A 20,731-nucleotide genomic window follows, 5' to 3' on the forward strand; every position below is an offset into this window, starting at 1 on the left:
TTTTTCCTTCAAACTCTTGAAGAAGCAGGCAGCACCTATAAAGTGCAAAAAAGAACATCTGCTGCATGCTGCATGCGCCGGTGTTCTTTTTATATGCCCGGATTATTGAAAAAGATCGCTGTTCGGCGCAGCCAATCTTACCATTGCTCCACCATTCTAAAGGTGGCTGCCAGTATCCTTCCCGGTGAGCGAGCTGACCACAAGCGTTACCGGTTCCTCCTGAAGGTCATATACAAGCTGCTGATTCAAAAGATTAACCACCACATCCTGATAAGCACCGGAAATCCCGGAGCCCAGGCCCTGCGTAATGACTCTGCCGCCCGTAACCGTCGAGCAGGTATAATTCACCTGCAGCGCCGTGTCATTCACGGAAATAGCGGTAGTGGGTGTCGGAAAATTAACAAAGCTGCCGTTAACGGTACCGCCGGCCACGATTTTGTAGCGGATGGGCGTTGACGCCAGAATTTCCACACCGTCAGGCCGGATCTCGGCGGCTACCCCTTCCGGAATCGTCAGCGCCCCATTTTTGCGGAAGCTGATTGCGGCGAAATCAGTACTGGTTACGGCGATGTTATCGCGAAACTCCGAGGTAATCCGGCTCACCGCAAGCTGCATCAGGCTGACCGGAAACCACTTCCCTGCACTATCCACAAGAAAAATCTGAACACCCAGCTTTTCCTGAGAATAAAGTACATTAAATTGAAAAAAGTTTTCGGTGATATTATAGGTTTTGCTCACCACTTCCCTGAAGTTCACTTCAAACAATTCCTGGGCAAAGAGGGTTGCCGGACTTACATCATTGTTGAGGCCCGTTATATAGACCACTGCTTTGGCTGTTCCACTATTTAGAATTTTTACAACAGCCTGGCTGATCGGTCCTAATCCGCCGGTAGGATTCCTGGTGATCGTATTTGTAGTTAGAACTGGCATGGCTCATCCCTCCTTCCTATTAAGACAATTAGTATATTGTATGCAAACAAGAAGGTAGGAAGTTTCTGGTTGAATGGCAAATGGCCAAAAAGCCGCGAATTCCAGAAGGTGCTTGCAAAGGAACAGGATTGCCATAAAATGACTGATGTGCTAAAATGAACACAACTTTTAGGAACGGAGGGTTGCAAATGAATGTGATAGATTATATCCGGATTCGTACTTTACGCGGCTAATCAGCTTTTAATAGCGCTAAAGCTCTGCCTTGTGCAGAGGACTCAGGATAGGTCTATCCATTTTTAAAGGCAACCCACAGATTAACCAGCGGACCGATAATGTTCCGCCGCATTCGCCTTTAGAGATTCGCACAGCCATAGACAAGGAATTACCGCATGCACCAGCGGTGGAATAGGCAGCTATTCCCCGTTGCTGATGCCGGTTCTTTCCTTTTACCTTCTATGGTTATGCCCAACTGGAAGAAGCATTGCATCCTTTTGTGATGCTCTCCCAGTCCTATTCTGTTTCCTCTACGATATTAAGCACAGGCCGCTGATTGCCTGTGTTTTTTTATGCTTTCGAAGCCAATTTTGCACGGAGTCTATTCAGTGAGGTTATGCTCACAAAACTAGGTGTATGCTTTCGAAGCCAGTTTTGCACGAAGCTTATTCAATGAGGTTATGCTCACAAAACTTTTAGGAGGTTGATAAATATATGGAATCCACACCACAACACGCAGTAATCGTCGGGGTTCAACTGCAGAATGAAACTAATTTCGCCTATGCCATGGAGGAACTGCGCAATTTGGCAGCCGCCTGCAACATCAAGGTGATCGGGGAACTCAGCCAGAAAGCCAGCCGGATCAACCCCTCCCACTATATTGGCACAGGGAAGATTCAGGAATTGTCCCTTATGCTGGAGGATGAAGATACCCTTGTTATCTTCAATGATGAATTGACCCCTTCGCAGATCCGTAATCTGGAATCGTCGCTGGACCGCCAGGTGATTGACCGTACGATTCTAATTCTAAATATCTTCGCCGAACGGGCCAAAACCAAGGAGGCTCAGCTGCAGGTGGAAGTTGCCCAGCTGCAGTATATGCTTCCCCGTCTGACCGGAATGCGCGAGTCCCTCGGCCGACAAGGCGGCGGGGCGGGCCTGAAGAACCGGGGGGCCGGTGAAACCAAGCTGGAGCTGGACCGCAGAAGAATTGAGGAACGCATCTCGGCACTGCAGACGGAGCTGCAGACCCAGGTATCCAGGCGCCAGATTCAGCGGAAGCAGCGGCACAAGAATGAAGTCCCGGTGATTTGTCTTGTCGGTTACACCAACACCGGCAAATCGAGCCTGATGAATGTCATAGTAGAGACGTATCATCCGGGTTCAGGCAAGCAGGTATTTGCCAAGGATATGCTGTTTGCCACGCTGGAGACTTCGGTCCGCAGCATTAAGCTGCCCGATCAGAAAACGTTCCTGCTTACGGACACTGTAGGCTTCGTCAGCCAGCTGCCCCATCATCTGGTCAAGGCGTTTCGCTCCACGCTGGAGGAAGTGACCGAGGCCGACCTGCTGATTCATGTCGTCGATATTTCCAATCCGCAGCATAAGCAGCATATGGCGGTAACCGCTGAGACCCTGAAGGCGCTGGGCGCAGACGGCATTCCGACAATCTATGCCTACAATAAGGCGGATTTGACGGACCAGCCCTATCCTGTTGTCAATGAGGATTCTGTTATTCTTTCGGCTAAGCAGAACAGCGGAATCGCCGAGCTTACCGGGCTGATCCGGGGGCATGTCTTCAATGACTATATCCAGTGTGAAATTCTGGTTCCGTTCGATCGCGGCAGCGTCGTCTCGTACTTCAATGAGCATGCCCATATTCAGAAGATCAGCTATGAAGAGCAAGGCACAAAACTTCAGCTGGAGTGCAGGACGGCCGACTATGAAAGATTCCGCGGGGATTTCATCGAGCTTCCGCAATAACAAGGTGCACAAAGAATAGGAGCTTGCCTCAGGTCCGGTGACCAGGGGCAAGCTCCTTTGTTGTTTAACTAAATACAGCTATGGAGGAGACCATTTTATATTATTTATTCGGTGTCCCTGATCAAATTTCACCTTGTGATTCGTAAGACGTTGCCACTCCGCTACCTTGCTTCCTTGCTTCCTTGCTTCCTTGCTTCCTTGCTTCCTTGCTTCCTGCTTCCTGCTTCCGTGCTTCCTGCTTCCTGCTTCCGTGCTTCCTTGCTTCCTAGCAGCTCACGGATTAATTAACGGGATTTACTGCCGCTATATAGAGATTACTCCGACAATCGAACACCTAACGGAAATTCTGCCCGCTAATATTTTATAAAAAGGCTTTATTGAAGAATAAGTCCATATTAACGCCATGTATTCCCTGTATATCCCTCAAAAGGGCTGTCTGCACAAATATAGCGGGCATTTTTCCCGGTGCAATCATCATTTGCTGCTTTTCTCATAGATGCCAGTATCTTCGTTGAGGCTGCCTTCCCTGGAGATTAGCTGTACTCTTCTTCTACTTCTACTTCTACTTCTACTTCTTCTTCTTCTTCTTCTTCTTCTTCCTCTTCCTCTTTCTCTCCCTCTCCCTCTCCTTCTGCTGCTTCTGCTTCTGCTTCTTCTTCTGCTTCCTCTTCCTCTTCCTCTTCCTCTTTCTCTTTCTCTTTCTCTTTCTCTTTCTCTCCCTCTCCCTCTCCTTCTGCTGCTTCCTCTTCCTACTCTTCACCCGCAGCACGCACTCCCTAGGCCTCAAAAAGCCGCTGCCGGACCGGCCTCGCCAAGCAGCAGCGGAAGCATCTCCGTCAGGCTGCCAAATTCCTGCTGCAGCAAGGGCAGCACACCACTGCTGCGGATATTGCCGCCGGTCACGCCGAGCGCCGCAAATCCGGCCAGACGGATCGAGATGACACCCGCCGCTGAGTCCTCAATGCCGACCACCCGGCGGCGCTTCTCCGTACCCAGGCCCAGGCCGATCCTTGCCGTCTCGGCATATAGCCAGGGATGCGGCTTCGGCGACAATTCACCCAGCGTGCCCGCCTGGCCGGGATGAAATGTCTGCCCGGCCGTAATGACCGCATCGTACATGCCAAACGGATCGCCTAGATCCAGCATCCGGAAGGCTGACAGGATTTCCGGCCACGCCTTCTCGTACAGTCCCGAGGTTACAAGCCCAATCTTTACGCCCTTAGATTTCAGGGTCTGGAGGAACTCTCCCAGACCGGGCGCAGGAACAAAAGCCCCCGGCTTCCCCCGGCCCTGCATAATCTCATTCATTTCATAATGGGTAATGTCAAAGTAAAGCTGACGGGCCTCCTCTACACTGTGCTGCGGACAATATTTGGCTATGCAATACTGCAGATGCTCCGACACGGAATGCCCGGAGACATGCGGCTCATCTCCGGGGCGCAGCGCGAAGCGGGGATTTCCCAGCAGCCGGGCTACCGTCTGCTCAATAATCCACATCCAGAAGCCTTCGCTGTGGACACTGGTTCCGTCCAGATCCATCAGCACCGCTTCTGCCGGACCCTCGAAAGCTGCATCGTAAAAAGGATACAGCGCTGGGGAACCCATCGAAGACTTCACATAACAAAGTGTTTTGTCTTCATATATGATAAACTCAGTCTTCCGGTCCTTCGGTGTCAGAATAGCGGAAACACCGCCAACTCCCCTGCGGAATAACCCATCTCCTCCGCTCTCCTGCTCAAAGAAGCCGGCGGCCAGCTGTGACATTCCAAGACCAAATCCAGGCAATTTCTTCTCCGTCATCTCGCCCAAACCCCCATAGAGATCTTATAGCTGGCGATCTTTTTGGCCGGTATCGTCACTGCCAAGAGATTGGCAGCCAGCTGCAGCTCCGGCTCATCCAGAAGCGTTTCGTCCATCCGGCAGCACTGCACCTGCTCCGGGGCGATGCCGAAGGTGATGTCCGCCTTCTGTTCCGTATCCGAACCGTTAAAGAGCCGGAGAATAGTTCCGCTGCCATCCTCCGCCTGCTTCACACAGCTGACATGAAGGGCAGGGTTATTCAGCGTAAAGAAGCTGGCCTCTGCCGGAAGCGTGCCCTGCCCACGGCCGGAGGCTGCGAGCCGCACTGGAGTGTACAGCTGCGCCGCCTGTGCAAGCAGATCTGCCTCCTGCCAATCTCCTTCATGTACGTGGATGGCATATTCGAAGCTTTGCAGGCCAGGGCACTGAATGCCCTGGTCGGGCAGCTCCGTCAGCTTCTCTTCGCTCACTGCCAGCTTGATCCGGCAGGCCCGGATTAAGGTTAGCGCCAAGGTACTGTGCTCATCCTCAAAGGCTTCATATTCATAGATCCCTTTGGGCAGAACCGCGAGTCCATCTCTTCCATCCGTCATGTCGGCAAAGGTGCGCAGCGGATGAGTACCTTCGGCCCGTTCCGCCCAATCCGTGGAATCCGGCAGCGGGATGGGCCGTGATAACACATCATAATGGCTGTCGGCCCAAGTAACCCCGGTACGCAGCCCTGTAGGGAAATTGGCGCGCAACCAGTGATCTTTGGCCCTATTATCTACCGTTAGCTTCACAAGTACATGCTTGGCGCCCTTTTCCAGCGTATAGGCTACCTTCACCGGAAGCTTTGCCATTACCCGGCTGCGCGACTCTCCGTCCCCGTAATCTGCCGGAACCGCAAATTCATACTCCGCTTCGATCGTACTGCTCAAGGGACCGCTCACCGTTACCGCTACCTGGCTCGGCACACCAAGGCTGCTGTATTTGCGCTCATGCAGAGGAGACACATGCTTCCAGGCGTTTCCGTTCTCTCCCTGATCGCTCAAATAGTTGAGGCTGCTATAGCTTCTGCCGGTCGTTTTATTGTGCAAATCCAGCGTCCCGTCAGGATTCACCTGCACTTTCAGAAATTCATTCTCCATTGTGCCGGGTCCTGTAATCAAGGTGCCGCTGCTGCGCAGCTCGCGCGCCTCCGGCACAATCCGGTACGCCCGGTAGCCGAGTCCGGGCAGACGGGTCAAGCGGGCCAATAACCGGATGCGGCGGCTCTCCAGGATCGTGGGCACATCCCATATGCTGTCCACGAACACGCTGGAATTGCCGCTGGCAATGGCCTGGCGTTCTACCAGCGGATCCAGCGCCGAGCTTAGGCTGACGGAAAGGGCCCCATTGACTCTCGGCACCTCCAAATCGAGCAGCACGATAGCATTCCGTTCCATCGGCAATGGATTATAAACGATCAGCTGCATCTCATCCTGCTCCATGCCTTCGGGTGACAGCTGCGAGGCGATGTACGCCATCGCATCCTCCGTTACGATATCTCCAATATCGCTGGCTTTCCGGTATCTATACTCCATATCGGCGCAGACGTTGTCCGGCGCACAGCCGCCGTTGGCATCATGGGTATGGTTGGACAGTAAATACCGCCATCCCCGCTCCATGTATCCAGCGGGATAGGCGGACCCCAGCGCCGAGGCCAAGGAAGCGAGCGGCTCCGCATAATACACCAGCGCATTGCTGGCCGAGAAGTCCATTTGCTTCAGATAGGTTCTCGCACTGATCGTTCCCGGGAACAGGAATGTCCACATCCCTTCCTTAAGGTAAGACCGGCGCTCCCCCGTGAGGACAGGAAGATGCTCCCGGTCCAGATGTTTTTGCGCCTCCTTCCAGAAGCCCTCCAGATCTGTCTGCTCGATGTTATATTTGTCCCCCAGCAGTTCCCGGGCATCGGCAATAATCCGCGATTCCAGAGGATGGGCTACCGAAATATCGTGCCCATGCATCGCCAGGAACACTTCAGTCGTGAAATGGCGGCCTTCACGCTCAATCATGTCCTCAACCGCCTGCTTCAACTTCTCCTTGTCGTATTGGACAACCGGTGACTTTATCTCGTAAGCCTGATCCTCTCCGGACAAGGTATCCGACAGCCGGAAAGGCAGATCATTCTCCTTGCCCCACTGATAGGTCTTGTCAAAAACCGTACCGCGGGTCACTGCACGGTGAACCTGGTAATACCAGTTATAACGTGCATACAGGCCAAAACGGCTGGCAAGCACCTGCGTTCCGTCAGGCGCGCTCCAAATCCACTCCGCATCGGCCTCGTGATGGGAGATGCCGCGGTAGAACATCATTTTATCAAGTCCGAAGTCCTGGAGAATCTGCGGCAACTGCCCGGTCTGCCCCCAGGAGGACGGGGTGTAGGCGACCGTTCCTGTCTTACCGCCAAATTTCTCCACCACGCTCCGGCCCAGGATCAGATTACGGACCAGCGCCTCATGCGAGATGCTGAACTCTTCAGCCAGCGTATAATATGGGCCTGCGATCAGCCGCCCTTCCTGCATCAGCTGTTCAAGCTGTCCCCTGCGCTCCGGCCGCATTTCCACATAATCCTCCAGCAGGATGGAATGGCCGTCCAGCGTAAAAGACGCATAGTCCGGATCAGCGGCGAGAATATCCAGTGTTGTATCCAGCATGGTCAGCAGATTCCGGCGGGTCCGCTCAAACGACCGCCGGAACTCCCGGTCCCAGTGTGTATTAGAGACAACCTTGATTTGTTTGATATGGGAGGTGTCTGGTTTCATGAGCTTCCTATCTCCTTTGTCATTCCAGTCTCGGGGAACTTCATTCTGCGGGACCCGGGCGCAGGGTCAGGGAGAAAGCTTCAGGCTCCTCTGTGCTCCCGCTGATCCGCAGCCTGCCGCTGCTGGTCATCTCCACCAGCGGCCTTGGAATGTCCCCGCCCTCCTGAATATCCAGAGAGAATACAAACGCCGCTTGCCGCAGATGGGTGAAATTAATGCTTTTACGTAGGCCGGAATACAGCACCATATCCACCAGGATGGCATCCTCGTCCGTGTGGATCTCCCAGCCCCAGCTCCGCTTGGCTCCTGAATGTCCCGTGAATGCCGCGAACCATGTGGTTAGACGCAAGACGGTCTCTCCTATCTTAATCACAGCCCCGTCTTCTACAGTTTCGGTGAAGATGCCGTCCAGGCTGCCCCCGATCTCCAGTCTCAGCCGGAAATCCCCAGCCTCAATCTCACCGTCAATGCGGTCTAGATTGGGGTGCGTATCTCCGCCATTGGTCAGAAAGTCCACTCCAAACAGGAGATGCCCCTGATCCTGTCTGGCTTTGAAACGGGCGGAACAATAGTCATAGCCGTCATGCAGACAGCGGAGCTGAATATAGGAGGGTGAACCGTTATTATCCACGTAAGCCACCAGCGGTCTTCTCTGATTCCACAGGTCACTGTCTGTAAAGGAACCTATGCTAACCTGCGGGGTCATAAAGGTGACTGCCCATTTGCCGCTGCCGTCGCCCGCATTTCCTTCGTAGAGCTGCCGCACTTCTTTTGTCCCCCTAACCTTAAATGCATCCAGATAAGCGGCTGGGCAATAGAATCCGCTCTTGTACCACTCCTCTTCATAAGGCAGTTCCTCCCAAGGAAAAAACATAACCTCCCCTTGAGTTGCGACCTGCAGAAAAGCCTTACTCTGATCATTCAGAAGCGTCTGATAGGAGCGTGAATGCGGCCCGGACCATTGGGCGGTCGCAGGATGATAATACCCGGCGACCGTCTGCCAGGTCAGCTCGATCAGCTCATCGCTGAGCCTTTTTACCGTGCTGTCTGTAGTCTCGGAACGCAGCTTGGACAGCTCCAGAATAGCGATATAGGTATAGACCGGGCTGTTGTACTCCTGAAAGGCCCCGCGCTGCTGTGTATACGCATACAATTTTTTCAGGCGTTTCAGGCCGTACTCGGCATAATCCTCGCGGCCCAATTGCTCCCCGGCAATTCTCGTAACGAAGGCTCCAATAATGGCAATATTGGTGTAATCCGGACCGACATTCCGCTTCATAATCGCCTCGCAGGCATATTCAATAGAGCGTATGACGTCTTCACGCAGAGCCTCCGGAAAGCGCCAGCCATGGCGCGACAACGCCTGAATCAGCCGGCTGCCGCAGAAATCGGCCCAGTTCCAGTCCGGAGGCGACATTTGCGCAAGCGGCTCTTCATAGAACCATGACCAGATTCCGAAGGTATCATGGCTGCGGTCTGTATCCTGCAGGGAAATCACCTGCCTGATAATATCAAAGGCCCGCTGCTCCAGCTCAGCCAGCTCGGTATCCAACAGCCCGAGTGCATACGAAAGCGAATCTCTGGTGGAATGGATAAACTCCGCCTGCTTCAGCGTTGTATGATATCCCGGGCTGCCGAACGGCGAGCGCAGCATGCAAATTCCCGGATCATATCGGGACTCCAGCATGCGCATTTTACGGATCAGCATTTGCTGCTGGTCTATCCCTTGATTGGTATTGCCGGTCATCTTGTTCATCGATCTCCCTGCCTTTCTCTGGTAAAACGGTTTGGCTGATCCTACTGGGCCAAGGCCGGATCACCGACCCAGACCCAGATCTAAATTCAGATCCAGATTCAGTGCCTGCGCCAGCAATTGCATGACCAGCCCCTGCCCGTACAGCGACGGGTACAGCGCAATTTCGTTATACGCCTCCTCCGACGGCATGACGGGGGTGCCTCCCGACACCCCCTGCACCTCACCGTTATCCTGGATAAGCGGGAGGATGCCTTCAATTGTGACCCGGGCGCTGCCAAGATAAGAAGGTTCGAGCATACCGTGCCTGACTCCCTGAATGAAGCCGCAGGCGATGCCCGCGCTCCCCGATGTTTCCTGGTAATAGTCCGGCCTGTCGAGCACCGTATGCCAGAGTCCGCCTGTGTCCTGGCAGGACCTCAGCGCTGAAGCAAGCTCCGAATAGCGGCTGTACAGCTCTTCAGGAACCGGTACAAGCCCCTTGATCCCGGCTACAATTTGCGGAACGGCAAGGGTAATCCAGGCGTTGGCCCGCGCCCAGCGGACCGCCGACATATGGCTGCCCTCCCGGCAGTTCCAGCCGTGGAACAGCAGGCCCGTCCCCGGGTCCTGCAGCAGCCGCAGATGAAGCAGAGTCTGCTGCAGCGCAGCCTCGGCCATGCCGCGGTCTCCGGTGAGACTGGCGAGCCGCGCCAGAAACAGCACAGCCATATATACCGTATCTGCCCATACCTGCTCAGGGAACAGGGCCGCTTCAGTGACGGTATGCTCCAGCGCGCCTTCCCGGGTCCTCGGTGCATCTTCCAGCATCCAGGCGGCGGTTTCCTGCGCTTTATGCAGAAACCACTCATCCCCTGTCCGCCGGAACAATTCGGGGAACACGGCATAAGGAGCCATGGAATTAATGACTTTCACGCCTTCTGCCTTCTGCTTATTCCGCTCCACCCATTGCAGCAGGTAATTCATGGCCTTGTCCTGTCCGCCAGCCGCTCCATAATCCAGTATGGAAATCAGCCCTACCCCGGGGACCCAGTCCCAGTGATCCATGTCCATTCCCCAATTTCCTTGGTGCCGGGGGGAAATCATACATTCGAACAGCAGGTCCAGCTTTTCCTGCAATAACTGCTTAGTATCGGGCATGCTGAAGCCCCCTTGGAACATTGTTCATTCCCTCAGGATCTGCCTGCACCGGTGATTCCCCTTGAAACGGAATCTCCCCGAACAGCGCCTTAACCGTCAACGCCACCGTATCTTCATGCAGTGAATACGCATTTACCAGCGTGTCGAGAAACGGCATATCCCGGAGCAGGTACGGTGTGGCAAAAGAGATCCCGATCGGGTGGATCGTCTCCGCATGCTGCATCGCCCAGATCGCCTTGGCAGCCTCCCCCACCGGACGGGCCGTGTTCATCATGCCGTGGAGCGGCAGAAAATAAGGCGTGAACGCAGCATCCCAGCGAATCCCGGATTGTTCCCACTTCTGCAGCGTATTCAGCGGTTCGAATTCATCCAGAATATCCACCTGCAGCCCTCTGGCCTTCAAGTGCCCGACAAACAGCTCCATGCGGTCATATTTGCGTCCCTCTGTCACTTTGTTCAGCATAATGACGAGAACTCTGCGGGTCGTCTGCGGATTCAGGGGCAGGAGATTTCTCCGGTTACGGACCAGCGTAATACACCGCCCGGCAAGTGTCGTGCTTAGTTCTCTGGCCTCCCGGTCCAGCTCAGGATGCAATTTGTCATTCAGCAGCGGCGCAGCGGAGTGATCCCGGCCCTCGGCATCCAGATGCTGCATACCCAGTTCTGCCTTCATCTCCAGAACCCGCCGGACACTTACGTCCAGCCGTTCCATCGTTACCTTACCGCTGGCGACTGCCCTTTCCATGACTTCAAAATAGTTCACACCCGGCCATAGCAGCACATCGGTCCCGCAGTTGAAACAATCTATGGTCCGCGTCTCATAATCGCCCCAGGCCAGAAATCCGCCCATATCCAGCGCATCCGACAGGACAACTCCCTCAAACCCCATACGCTTCCGCAGAAGCTCCGTTGTAATACGTGCCGAGACCGTAGCCGGAACAGGCTTATTCCCCTGCGCATTCGCCTCCAGCCAGGGAAGGGCGATATGTCCCGTCATATACGACATCACGCCCTGATCAATCATCTGCCGGGACACCCGGCCATAAGTGGCGAACCATTCCTCTTCGGACAAACCGTTGATGGTGGTAATGATATGCTGATCCCTGTAATCCACCCCGTCTCCCGGAAAATGCTTGGCACAAGCGGCAATACCGTAATCCTGCATTCCCCGCATCACAGCGCTGGACAGGCGCAGTGCCCGCTCCGCATCATCTCCCAGACAGCGGGTCGTAATCACCGGATTCATCCAGTTCAGCAAAAGATCCGTACCCGGTGCCAGCGCCCAGGTAAACCCGGCCGCACGCCCTTCGATTGCTGTATACTTGCCGTACTCGTAAGCCAGCGCTTCATCATCTACTGCGGCAAGGGCAAGCAGCGGAGGAAAAGCGGTTAAGCTTTTGACTGCAGAGCCAGCCCCGAACTCCAGGTCGCCCGAGAACAGCAGCGGATATTTGCTGACCTTCTGAAGCAGCTCCACCCACTCGCGGTATTCCTCCGCTTTTCCGGCAGCCTTCTGAATCACCTCTCCGCCGATAAAGAAGCTGCCCACCGGATATTTCTCCAAATACGCCCTTATAGTCCCTTCGTCCATCCCTTGGAATGGCAGCCTGCCCGCATGATCCTGCATCGTCTGCCCGATCTTTTCACGCAGGCTCATGGATCGTAAGGTGCGCTCTACCCAGTCCCGCTCTTCCTTAGCTAATGCCTTTCGCATGGTCACGATTCCTCCCGGTAGTTTCTAACCCCAGTGTAACGAAACCCGGCGCCACTCTAAATAAAGGCAACTACAAAATAAGTTCAAAATTCTATAAACATATAGAATCTTCTACATTTAGCAAACTGAAAAACCCCGCTGCCTCGTGATCCAAAGCAGCGGGGGAGGCTGGCCGATCCTTCGATCAATTCAAACTGATTTGAAGGGTCTTGTTTAACTTGTTATTCTCCTTGTTCATCTCCTCATACCGCCAGATATCGTTGACAAAAAAGCTGATGGTGAAGTCTCCGATGGTCGGCACTGTCCACCTTGGCGTTCCCTGGGCACTGCTGTTGGCCGTAAGGGTAATTTCCTCGCCCGGCTGGATGACCGTGTTATTCGTGTCCGACCAGGATACGACCCCGCCGTTAACAGAGAAAGCACCGCCTGTAATCTGCCCCAGCCCGGTGGAATTGTTCAGCGGGGTAGGACGCACGCCGACGTTTTTAACCTTGGCCCAGAAGATTAAGGAATCGCCCAGCTCGGGGGTCACATGGCTGGAAGGTGTGCCGTCGCTGTTTACAATATTCCAGCCGACCTCCGTGACGGTTAGATCCGCCATTGGAGCCGGGAGTGTTGACTCATAGCCCTCGAACTCGAAGCCGTGCACCATTACCGTTCCAGTGTTATGGACGACCTCGATCCGGTGCAGCCCATAATCCAGGCCCGTCAGCTCGTAGACGATCTTGTTGTCGCCTTCCAGCCCTGCCTGGGGAATGACAACGGTCTCCTTATATTGCCCATCAACGTACACATCCGCGCTGCCCATATTGCTCTTAATATCCGATCTCCAGCGGACACCGATTCCGTTAAAGTTAAACACCGCCGACGAATCCGGCGAGTAGGTTACATGGGACACCCCGTTCGGCGCTGTTTCAAACCCGGTATAGTCAATATAGGCATGGTCATGCTCTACCGTGTACCAGTCGGACACCGGAACATAAAGCCCTTCCTCCAGCTTGAAATAATCGAGATTCGCTCCGTTGCCAGCGGAAGTGAAGCTGATCGTGTTATAGCCCGGCTGAAGTGTAACGCCGAACTGTCTGGCCGTAATGTTGCTGTTCCAGCTGCCTGTTGAAGGCAAGGTAACCGTGGACTGCCTTTGTCCGTTCACGACAATATTTTTCTTCGAATCCTGATTGGAAGCGTATGCAATAGTCAGGGTATAGCTTCCGCCCACTTCCGAATACAATCCCTGGATGGAAATGCCGCCTCCATGGGTCTGTTCCACAACCTTTCCTCCGGATGCACTGCTGTTGTTACCAATTCGCAGAGGCAGGGCAAATGAGGCTGCTTCCGCTTCAAACTTGGTGGGATCACCCGGGACATGCGGCGTGATCGGCATGGCCGATGTAGTTGCCGATACGGCCGGGCTTAATGCTGAAATATTGCCGAAGTCATCCACGGCTTGAACCCTGTAGCTGTACTGCGTTTCCGGGGCCACACTATAGTCGCTGAAAAAGGTTATCCGGCCCGGAACCGTCATCACCGGAGTAACCCCGCCGTCACGGTACACGTTGTAGCTGACCACCGCATCATTGTCAGCCGAGGCATTCCAGGTCACCTTGATCTGCTCATGGCTGAGCGCTATAGCTGCAGGACTTCCCGGTACTGTCGGTGCTTCTGTCTCCAGTTTATCCAGAATATACTGGACTGTTTCGCCGGCTCCCAGGGTAACCGTAAGGGTGATATTCGGAGTTGCCGTAAGCTGCACGGTGGAATGTGCGGCAGCATAGGAATTGCCCGCTCCGAACACTTCTCCGGCATATTGCCCGCTGCTAGGCATGGTTACCCGAACCTTCATCGTCATCGGCTTTTTCTCGAAATTGACGAAGTTCAGCAGGATTTTATCCGATTCTGCCCCGATAGCCGAGGTACCCAGTGCCGACGTATCTACCGCGCGGAAGTAGACCTTTTTCATGTTCATGTTCGAGCTGCATCCACATGTATTCAGCACCTCGTAGCTTAGCGGACGGCCATGGGTAGCGTACGCGGCAGCCAGCCTGCGGAAAGTCTTCAGCCGCGTTTCTCCCGCCTCACTGCTGTTGGCCGGTACCGCAACAGTATCTTCATAACGGTGCGTGTTCCAATTGATCCCGGAAGCAAACAGCCCAAATTCCGTGCCGTCGTTAAAGAAAGCCGCATGCTGCATAATATGGTCCACATATCCAATATTTCCGCGCATCTCCCGGTCAAAAGCAGCAGCGAACCTGTAGGCATAGGTTCCATACTTCGTGTTGTCGGAATGGTTGTCATTGGCACCTGTTTCACTCATCGCCATCTTTTTGCCGAAGCCGTCATCTGCGTCGTCATAGACCTGCAGAGTCTCATAAAGGCTGCCGCCCGGCAGCGGCTGCACTCCCGTTCCGCCATAGCTGTGCCCATTCGTCACATCGGACAGCTCCTCGATCTCCCTGCGCTGCTCCGCGTCCCGCTCCCAGCCGTCGGGAGCTCCGTTATACGGCCAATACGCCCAACCCGGAGCAACAATCTTGAGATAGGGCTGACTGTTCGTTGCCCGTTCTTCATCCATCAGCTCGTGCGTAGCTACTACGGCTTTCTGGGCCCAGCCGAACAGTCCCGGTTCATTGCCGGTTTCGGCATACTGGTACAAATCACCGAACTTACTGACGAAGTTAGCGTAGTAACTCCGGAGTGCTGCCGGGACTGTGCCGCTGCTTAGCTCGCTGTTATTCCTCCAGTTGCCTCCTATGATATTGACCATCGGCTCAAGGTTCAGATCACGGAGCGTTGCCAGGTAGTTTCGCCCCTGCGGGTCCCAGCCTGCGCTGGTATCAGACCAGAAAGAAGCCCGCATCCAGTTGCCGCTATAGGCAATGCCCATCCACTTGGCCATAGGCCCCAAATGGCGGATCGCATGCTCGTCGTATTTGAAGGTTGCCGCGGCAATTGTACTTCCCAGATGGACATACCGTCCATGGATCGGCTCGACAGCCGGTGCATTCAGCGACTCCAGCTTGAAGTAATCCCACTCGAACCATAAATATTTGTCTCCGTTATAACCGGGAGCCTGCGGATCCGCGTACAATCCGCGATCCACGGTTAGCCGGACTACATTTCGCCCGGTCTTCAGCTGTTCCTTGGGAATGTATAGCCTATAGGTTTGTTTCCAGGTATTCTCCAGCGTCTTCTCACCGTCATTCAGGCCGGTGATCTGAATAAGCCCGCTCATCAGACCGTTTGTAAATACAGCAAGCTGGGGAATAGCTGTGCTTGCATCGATAACTTTGAAGCTAAACTGGACTCCATATTCAGGGACCTGGCTCAAATGGAAGGAAAGATTCATGAATCCGTTGGCATCGGCCTTCATGCCCTTGGGGACGTTGTCCCAGTGGCCCGGGGGTACGGGAACTTGGAGAGTCTTGCTGTAGACATTGCTAAAGACGGTAAATTCTGCAGAGCTATTATCCGAATCGCCCACCTGCCATAACAAGGTCATCGGAGGTTCATAGGTTGATGCAGTCACTGTGCTATTGTGTACAGAATCCGCGGCCGCTTCTTGTGAATCGGCCTGTTGTTCAATCACCTGACTTGTAACAATTGCATCTTCAGCAGCGGCCGATGCCAAACCCTTTGACCCATCCGGTATCCAGAAGGTCATCAGCATCAACACCAGAATGAGCAGTAAAGCAATGTTTTTTTGAATTCGCACAATAAACACCCTCTTCTAATAAGGTAGATTCGGGGCACCCCAAGTGCTGGCTAGGCGAATATGAATACCCGAAATCCGGGCAAGCGGCCAATACGGCCAGGCTGTTTGCCGGATATCGGGTCTGCTACTGCTGCGGCTCCTTATTTGGCGGCCAAAAATGCATCCATTTGCGCTTGAATCTCGTTAATCACAGCTTCCAGTCCTGCGGCCTTCAGCTTGCTGTTCATTTCTTTGAGGATAGGTTCCGGATCTTGCTCCCCGGAGTACAAGGTATTCTTATACTGCTTCGTAATATTGATCAGTGCCCCAATCTGCGATTGCACCTTCGTCGAATCAAATACAAATCCGATAACCGGCGAAACTTTGGAGTTCTTGTTCCAGTCCGTGTAGAGCTGCACGCGTTTCGGGTCTTCATTCTTATTCAGGTAGTTGAGCAGCACGTTCCCGATCATCCAGGAGGATACGGAGTTGTAGCCGCTGTCCGCAATGAAATCAACAGTGTTCTCGCCAACCTTGTTGTAGTGTTTGCCTTCAATACCGAAGGTAAGCAAGTTGTAGAGGACAGGATCTGTATGAATCAGGTTCATAAACATCATAGCGCGTTCCGGATTCTTCGATGTTCTGGAGATGGCGAGCATCGAGCCCTGCAAGCTTTTGGTGCTTACTTGAACCGGAAGCAGCGTTTTGATAATCATCGGTTTCTCAGCGAGCCGGGTCCAGTCGTTGGTGGATGTAGGATTCATATTGCCGTACACGAACCAGGCTTTGCCGCTTTTCACCGCATCCTTAAGCTCGGTCTTGTCAGTGGCTCCGTTCTTGTTGATGTATCCGGCCTCATACCACTTGCGGATCAGCTTAAGTCTTTCCACAATTTCAGGAGTGTCATATTCGTTGAACACCTTCATGGTTTTGTAATCAAGCAGCGTTGGAATTTCATTGCTTCCGTCCAGATCTTCACTTTCCGGATACACCGTGAACCAGTTTAGGCTGTCTGTATGGTTCATGAACAGCGGCGACATGGCCGGCTCCTTCTCTTTAATGGTCTTCAGCATCGGCTCGATATCCTCCAGCTTGGTGATGCTGTTCACATCGAAGCCGTACTTGTCGACAATCGCCTTGTCAAAAGCGAACCCTACGGATTGGCCCAGCTCTTTTTCGGTTGGAACCGCATACAAATGTCCGTTTACAGTAGCCGCTTGCAGATAAGCAGGGTTGATCTGTGCCTTGGTTTCTTTGGCGTAGGTATCCAGCAGCTCTTCCAGCGGCAGATACGCGCCTTTGGCAGCATTGGTCATGAAGTTCCAGGTAAAGACCATGTCGAACACTTCACCGGATTGGATCATGAGATTCACTTTATCCGCCGGTTTATCCCAGCTCAGCTGGTTAATCTTGATCGTGGCATTAATTTTATCCTTCAAATAAGCATTGATGGCCTGCTCAACAGATGCTACATCCTTATCCGGACCGCCCGGGAGATACAGGGACAGCTCCACCTGCTCCAGCTCATTTGTTGTTTCGGCTGCTTCGGTTGCTTTGGCAGTTTCAGTGGCGGCTGGGGCTGCTGTGCTTTCCGCGGTTTTCTCGGGGGCGGCGGTTTTATTGTTATTATTATTCCCTGAGCACCCGCTGAGTGTCATTCCAATCATAAGTACAAGTGAAAGCAGTAGACCCGTGCCTCTTTTACCTGTCATTACTCTTTTCCTCCCTTTGACTTGAAAATATATGCTAAATCGGTGGATTCCGAGGTTAGCCTTTAATGGACCCAAGCGTTAAACCCTTAATGAAATAGCGCTGGAAGAACGGATACGCCAGCACAATCGGACCGATTCCGATCAGCGCCATCGCCATGCGGATGGTTTCTCCCGGCAATTTGGCCAGTTCTGTGGCCGAGCCTTGAATCAAGGCGCTGTTGCGGCTCAGATAATCCGCCTGCGAGATCATTTTATACATCAGGTATTGCAGGGAATAGAGCTTGGTGTCGGTAATAAAAATCATGCTGTTAAACCAGTCATTCCAGTAATGCAGGGTGTTGAACAATCCAATGGTGGCAAAGACCGGCAGGGAGAGCGGGAACACAATCCGAAAGAAGGTTCTTAGTTCCCCGGCACCGTCAATTTTGGAGGCTTCAATCAGCGCAGGCGGCACAGACATCTGGAAGTAGGTTTTCATAATCAGCACGTTGAAAGGAGACAGCAGCATTGGGATAATCAAGGACCATATGGAGTTTTTCAGATCCAGCACCTGGGTGTACACCATGTACCACGGCACCAGCCCCCCGCCGAACAGCATCGTGAAGAAGATCAGAAAAGCGAAGAAGCCGCGATATTTGAAATCCGTCCGTGAGATCGGGTACGCATAGAGTGAAGAGATAAATACGCTGAGCAGTGTACCGACTACCGTCACAAAGATGGACACGCCGTAGGCTTTTGCAATGATGGTGTAATCCTTAAAGATATAGGCATACGCCTCCAGACTAAGCTTCTCCGGGAAAAATTGATAACCGTTGAGCACAATATAATCATAGTCGGTAATCGAAATCATAAAGACCAGCACAATCGGCAAGAGACAGGCTATCGTCAGGATGATAAAAATAATATGGAGTATCATATTCGTTACTTTGGATATTTCGTTATTGGTCACAGCTTCTCCCTCCTCTCACAAATTCAGAAAACGGCCTGGTCTTTGTCGACCTTGCGCACGATCCAGTTCGAGCCCAGGACCAGGAAGAAGCCGACCACCGATTGGTATAAGCCTGCCGCTGCGGACATGCCCAGATTGCCCATATTGATAAGCGCGTTGTATACATAGGTATCAATGACCAGCGTTGTCGGATACAGCGCCCCGGAGTTTAGCGTGGTCTGGTAGAACAGCCCGAAGTCGGAGCGGAAGATGCCGCCGATCGCCAGGATGGTCGTGATGATAATGACCGGCCGGATGAGCGGAATTGTGATATGAAGAATCTGCTTCCACTTGCTGGCGCCGTCGATCAGAGCTGCCTCATAGTATTCGGAATCAATGCCGATGATGGCCGCAAGATAAATGACACAGCCGTAGCCCACACCCTTCCAGAGGTTAATCAGCGGCAGAATAAACGGCCAGTATTTCGGCTCCGAATACCAGTTGATTTCATTCAGTCCAAACAGGGATAAGACACCTTTATTAATGAAACCGTATTCAACATTAAGAAAGGCGAACACCAGATAACTTACAACAACCATAGATAAAAAATAGGGAAAAAACATAATACTTTGATAAAATTTCGCGGCCAGCTTATTTCTCAGCTCGTTCAGGGCAATCGCAATCGAAACCGCAATGACCAGATTGAGAATAATAAACACGAAATTGTACAGCACCGTATTTCGGGTAATAATCCACGCGTCCGAGGTCGCGAACAGAAATTTGAAATTATCCATCCCCACCCACGGGCTTCTCAGGATTCCATCAACATAGTTGATATTTTTGAATGCAATGATGATTCCGAACATCGGCAAATAATTGTTGATGAGCAGAAAGATCAAACCGGGCAGCAGCATCAGCAGCAGCACCTTATGTTTCAGCAAATGCTTAAATATGGACCCTTTTCTGGCTCCCGGCCGGACCGGTGAGCTTTGTCCAGTGTTGATCGCGCTCCTCTTCTCATGAGTAATCATCACTTCCGCCTCCTGATTCCTTAAGCAGTCTCTCTCTTCCACGACTTAAGTTTAGCCGGAGAGCGGCGGCTTCTAAATAAGGTGATCTATAATAAAAGTTCGAAATCCTACAGTCTTTTGTGTTGAAAAAGAGAGGGCTTGAAAAAACACACATGCAAAAAAGAGCAGCCCATCCTGCTGGGCCACTCTTTTGTGAATAGATGTTCTTAAGTGAGTCTGTGAACAGACCACACAATGCCTGAAGATGTGCTGCCCAGATCCAAAGGAACCGTCAACCCATCGGATTCATAGAACAGGCCGATCACATCGCCTGCCGTCAACTCGAATTCTCCTGCCAAGGTTACTGTACCGTTACCTAGTATCGTGCGGAGCGTTAACAGGAGGGCAATGTTTACATTCAGCAGCGGAAATAACCCGCTTACCAAATCTGTTGTTACAGGCGAGGTTCTCCGTACCACAAAGGCCGGATCGACTCCTGCGCCCAAAGCTACCGAAATCGCAGCAGTTGTAGAATAATTGACGGTCGCTTCAATGGAATATCTGCCCGTTGCCGGTATGGTATAGTTCCCTGCAGTTTCATCGAATGTTGGACTATCATAATATGGCGACGCCACAGTCCAGCCTGTGAGCTGGGTACTTGTCGTAACCGAAAGTGCCGGCAGCAACGCCGAGAAGCCTTCAGTTGCAACACCCGCTCCCGTGGCTCCTGTTACACCGGTTGCTCCCGTTACACCAGTCGCTCCAGTCGCTCCAGCCTCGCCTGTTGCTCCCGTCACTCCGGTTGCTCCCGTTACACCAGTCGCTCCAGCCTCTCCTGTTGCTCCCGTCACTCCGGTAGCTCCCGTTACACCAGTCGCTCCAGCCCCTCCTGTTGCTCCCGTCACTCCGGTAGCTCCCGTTACACCAGTCGCTCCAGCCTCTCCGGTTGCTCCCGTCACTCCGGTTGCTCCTGTTGCCCCAGTTGCTCCAGCCTCTCCGGTTGCTCCTGTTACTCCGGTAGCTCCCGTTACTCCAGTTGCTCCCGTTGCCCCAGTTGCTCCAGCCTCTCCGGTTGCTCCTGTTACTCCGGTAGCTCCCGTTACCCCAGTTGCTCCAGCCTCGCCAGTTGCTCCCGTCACTCCGGTAGCTCCAGCCTCTCCGGTTGCTCCCGTCACCCCGGTTGCTCCCGTTACACCAGTCGCTCCAGCCTCTCCGGTTGCTCCTGTTGCCCCAGTTGCTCCAGCCTCTCCGGTTGCTCCTGTTACTCCGGTAGCTCCCGTTACTCCA

Annotated in this window: 12 protein-coding genes and 1 pseudogene; 1 reads left to right on the plus strand and 12 read right to left on the minus strand. The window is 53.2% G+C overall.

The window, feature by feature from the left end; translation table 11 throughout:
* Positions 1-156: 156 nt before the first annotated feature.
* Positions 157-930 (minus strand): hypothetical protein, encoded by a 774-nt coding sequence (locus AC3WT9_RS25045; protein WP_492408020.1) that lies wholly within the window; start codon positions 928-930, stop codon positions 157-159.
* 708 nt (positions 931-1,638) lie between these two features.
* Between AC3WT9_RS25045 and hflX the strand changes: the two genes are divergently transcribed.
* A complete protein-coding gene (hflX, locus tag AC3WT9_RS25050; protein ID WP_492408022.1) occupies positions 1,639-2,907 on the plus strand; it encodes a GTPase HflX in 1,269 nt (422 codons plus the stop codon).
* A 568-nt stretch (positions 2,908-3,475) separates the two neighbouring features.
* Here the strand turns inward: hflX and AC3WT9_RS25055 are convergent.
* The 11 genes and pseudogenes from AC3WT9_RS25055 to AC3WT9_RS25105 form a co-directional block, all read right to left on the minus strand.
* A complete protein-coding gene (locus AC3WT9_RS25055; RefSeq protein WP_492408024.1) occupies positions 3,476-3,667 on the minus strand; it encodes a hypothetical protein in 192 nt (63 codons plus the stop codon).
* Positions 3,668-3,690: 23 nt separating this feature from the next.
* Positions 3,691-4,707: an HAD family hydrolase gene (locus AC3WT9_RS25060; protein ID WP_341089252.1), complete on the minus strand. Its 1,017-nt coding sequence runs from the start codon at positions 4,705-4,707 to the stop codon at positions 3,691-3,693.
* Entirely contained in the window at positions 4,704-7,496 is a 2,793-nt protein-coding gene (locus AC3WT9_RS25065) for an alpha-mannosidase (RefSeq protein ID WP_341377049.1), read from the minus strand. Before AC3WT9_RS25065 ends, AC3WT9_RS25060 begins: the two co-directional genes overlap by 4 nt.
* A 40-nt stretch (positions 7,497-7,536) precedes the next feature.
* Positions 7,537-9,252 (minus strand): DUF8769 domain-containing protein, encoded by a 1,716-nt coding sequence (locus tag AC3WT9_RS25070; RefSeq protein ID WP_341089249.1) that lies wholly within the window; start codon positions 9,250-9,252, stop codon positions 7,537-7,539.
* A 60-nt stretch (positions 9,253-9,312) separates the two neighbouring features.
* Complete coding sequence (locus AC3WT9_RS25075) at positions 9,313-10,389, minus strand: glycoside hydrolase family 88/105 protein (RefSeq protein WP_342480944.1); 1,077 nt, start codon at positions 10,387-10,389, stop codon at positions 9,313-9,315.
* Positions 10,376-12,103 carry a glycoside hydrolase family 3 protein gene (locus AC3WT9_RS25080; protein ID WP_341377048.1) on the minus strand — a complete coding sequence of 576 codons (1,728 nt, stop codon included), beginning with the start codon at positions 12,101-12,103 and terminating at the stop codon, positions 10,376-10,378. The genes AC3WT9_RS25075 and AC3WT9_RS25080 overlap by 14 nt, the downstream gene beginning before the upstream one ends.
* Positions 12,104-12,287: 184 nt before the next feature.
* Positions 12,288-15,815: a carbohydrate-binding domain-containing protein gene (locus tag AC3WT9_RS25085; protein ID WP_492408028.1), complete on the minus strand. Its 3,528-nt coding sequence runs from the start codon at positions 15,813-15,815 to the stop codon at positions 12,288-12,290.
* Between the two features lie 140 nt (positions 15,816-15,955).
* Positions 15,956-17,506, minus strand: coding sequence for an ABC transporter substrate-binding protein (locus AC3WT9_RS25090; RefSeq protein WP_341089245.1), 1,551 nt, complete (start codon positions 17,504-17,506; stop codon positions 15,956-15,958).
* A 55-nt stretch (positions 17,507-17,561) separates the two neighbouring features.
* Complete coding sequence (locus tag AC3WT9_RS25095) at positions 17,562-18,455, minus strand: carbohydrate ABC transporter permease (RefSeq protein WP_038584856.1); 894 nt, start codon at positions 18,453-18,455, stop codon at positions 17,562-17,564.
* Positions 18,456-18,478: 23 nt separating this feature from the next.
* On the minus strand, positions 18,479-19,465 hold the full coding sequence (locus AC3WT9_RS25100) for an ABC transporter permease (protein WP_341089244.1): 987 nt from the start codon (positions 19,463-19,465) through the stop codon (positions 18,479-18,481).
* A 206-nt stretch (positions 19,466-19,671) separates the two neighbouring features.
* A pseudogene (locus AC3WT9_RS25105) lies at positions 19,672-20,731 on the minus strand (collagen-like protein); the annotation flags it as partial.

This window comes from Paenibacillus sp. EB106-06-01-XG199 (assembly GCF_058791575.1).